Raw genomic sequence first — 2,898 nt, 5'->3', positions numbered from 1 at the left:
AAAAGTTTGAAAGAGCTGTCTGAAAATCTTCAATCAGATGATTCAGCAGTTGTTCACTATAATAAAACAGCACAGGGTGAAATTGATTACACGAATGTGACTTTCGGTAAAGGTAAGGATTCTACAGCTGTAGGTCTTCATAATGTTGCTGATGGTAGTATTACTGAGAATTCACGTGATGCGATCAATGGTGGACAGATTAACAAAATCGGTGAGGAAGTTGCAAAATACTTAGGTGGTGGTGCAGCATTTAGTGGTGGTGCTTTTACACAGCCCACCTATAAGTTATCTCAGGTTGATGCTAATGGTAAGGTAAATCTGATTGAGTTTAAAGATGTTGGCACAGCGTTTAGCGGCCTTGATAACAATATCAAGAATGTGAATGATCGGATTAAAGAAGTCTCAGAAGGCGTTGCACAGGATTCTTTAAATTGGAGCAAGACTGACGAAGCTTTTGTTGCTCAGCATGGTGAAAAAGAGAAAACGGCAAGTAAAATTAAATATCTTGCTGCTGGAGAGATTACTGCCAACTCGCATGATGCGATTAATGGTTCTCAGCTTTATGAAACCAATGATAAGGTTGCGACCTATTTTGGTGGCGGTGCTAAATATGAGGAAGGTAAATGGACTGCCCCAAGCTTTACGCTGAAAACGTTCAGTGAAGACGGTAAGGAGGTTATGGACAAGACATATAATGATGTTTCTTCAGCTTTTGCAGGTATTAATGCCAATTTTCAAAGTGTGAATAAGAATGTGCAGAACATCGTTAATGATTTTACTGAACAAGTCACGAATATTACACAACAAGTTCAAGGTGATGCTTTATTGTGGAGCAAGACTGACAAAGCTTTTAGTGCGCAACATGGAGAAGGTGAAGAAAAGACAGATCGCAAAATTACGCATCTTTTAGCTGGTGATGTTTCTAAGAGTTCCACAGATGCAGTAACAGGTGGTCAACTTTATTCGATGAATGAGCAGCTAGCGACTTATTTGGGTGGTGGCTCTGGTTATGATGAGCAAGGAAAATGGAGCGCTCCTACCTTTAAGGTTAAGAAATTTGATGATACTGGCAAAGCAACAGAGAAAGAGTATAAAACCGTTGCTGAGGCCTTTGAAGGTGTGAATCAATCTTTCACGAATATTCATAATGAAGTGAATGAGCAAATTAACAAAGTTGTAGGAGACAGCCTTGTTAAACAAGATCAAGGATCACGTGTTATATCGGTTGGTGGTGAAACGAGTGGTACGACAGTTAATTTTGCCAATGTTGATAATGCCGCTCGGACACTTTTGGGTGTAAAAGATGGTGCGCTTTCAGCAGAATCGACAGAAGCAGTGAATGGTTCCCAGCTTCATGCTCTGGGGAGCAGTGTTGCGCAATATTTTGGTGGTGGAGCTGGTTATGAGAATGGCGTATGGAATGGTCCAAGCTTCAAGTTTAATACAGTTAAGGATGATGGTGAATCTGAAGAGCAAGAATATAAGAGTGTAGCGGAAGCTTTAACTGGAGTTGGTACATCTTTCACGAATATTAAAAATGAAATAACCAATCAGATTAATCATCTTCAATCAGATGATTCAGCAGTTGTTCATTATGATAAAAAAGAAAAAGATGAAATTGATTACACGAGTGTGACTTTCGGTAAAGGTGAGGGTTCTGCAGCTGTAGGTCTTCATAATGTTGCTGATGGTCAGATTGCGGATAAATCACATGATGCAATTACAGGTGGTCAGATTAATAGCATTTCTCAGGATGTTGCAAAGTTTTTAGGTGGTAGTTCAACATTTAACAATGGAGCTTTTACAGGTCCAACCTATGAATTATCTTCAGTTTCTAAAGAAGGTACGGTTACGGATAAGTCGTTTACCGATGTTGGCTCAGCTTTTTCTGGTCTTGATGAGAATATTAAGAATGTTAATGATCGTATTAAGGAAGTTTCAGAAGGCGTTGCACAGGATTCTTTATTGTGGAGCAAGGATGACAATGCCTTTAGTGCGCAACATGGAGAAGGTAAAGAAAGAAAAGCGAGCAAGATTACTCACATTTTGGATGGAAATATTGCTTCTGGTTCTACAGATGCGGTTACAGGTGGTCAGCTTTATTTGATGAATAATACGTTAGCGAGCTATTTTGGTGGTGGAGCTGAATATAAAGAAGGTAAATGGGTTTCTCCAAACTTCAAAGTTAACACAGTGAATGCTGCTGGCGATAAGGTTGAAGAGAAGAGCTATGATAACGTTGCAGCGGCTTTTGAAGGAGTAGGCAGTTCTTTCACAAATCTTCATAATGAAGTGACAAAAGCCGTCACGGATATTAACAATCACATTAACGATGTGGTGAGTGATAGCCTTGTTAAGCAGGATGCTGATAGCAAGGTTATCAAGATAGGTGCAGAAAAAGGTGGAACAAGCATTAACATTGCCAATAGTGGAGATGCTGAGCGGACTCTCACAGGTGTAAAAGCAGGAGCGCTTACAGAAACATCGACCGATGCCGTAAATGGCTCTCAGCTTTATTCGATGAACAATACACTGGCGAGCTATTTTGGTGGTGGAGCTGAATATAAAGAAGGCAAATGGGTTTCTCCAAACTTCAAAGTTAACACAGTGAGTGCTGATGGCGATAAGGTTGAAGAGAAGAGCTATAAAACAGTAGCTGAAGCTTTAACTGGAGTTGGTAGTTCTTTCACGAATATTCATAAAGAGCTTAAGAATGAGATTAACCAAGTTGTGGGTGATAGTCTTGTTAAGCAAGATGAGAAGACACATGACATTGCGGTTGGAGGTGAAAGGAGCGGTACGAAAGTTACGTTTGCGAATACTGATGGTGCAGCACGGACTCTTACAGGTCTAACAGCAGGAGAGCTTGCAGAGGCATCGACCGATGCCGTGAATGGT

1 pseudogene is annotated in these 2,898 nt (G+C 40.4%); it reads left to right on the top strand.

Annotated elements, in window-relative coordinates:
* Nucleotides 1–2,898: pseudogene (locus BN338_RS08675) on the top strand (hypothetical protein); the annotation flags it as partial.

This window comes from Bartonella queenslandensis AUST/NH15, assembly GCF_000312585.1.
Lineage (GTDB): Bacteria > Pseudomonadota > Alphaproteobacteria > Rhizobiales > Rhizobiaceae > Bartonella > Bartonella queenslandensis_A.
Note: the sequence above shows the minus strand (reverse complement) of the source record. Positions and strands in the feature narration are given on the sequence as shown.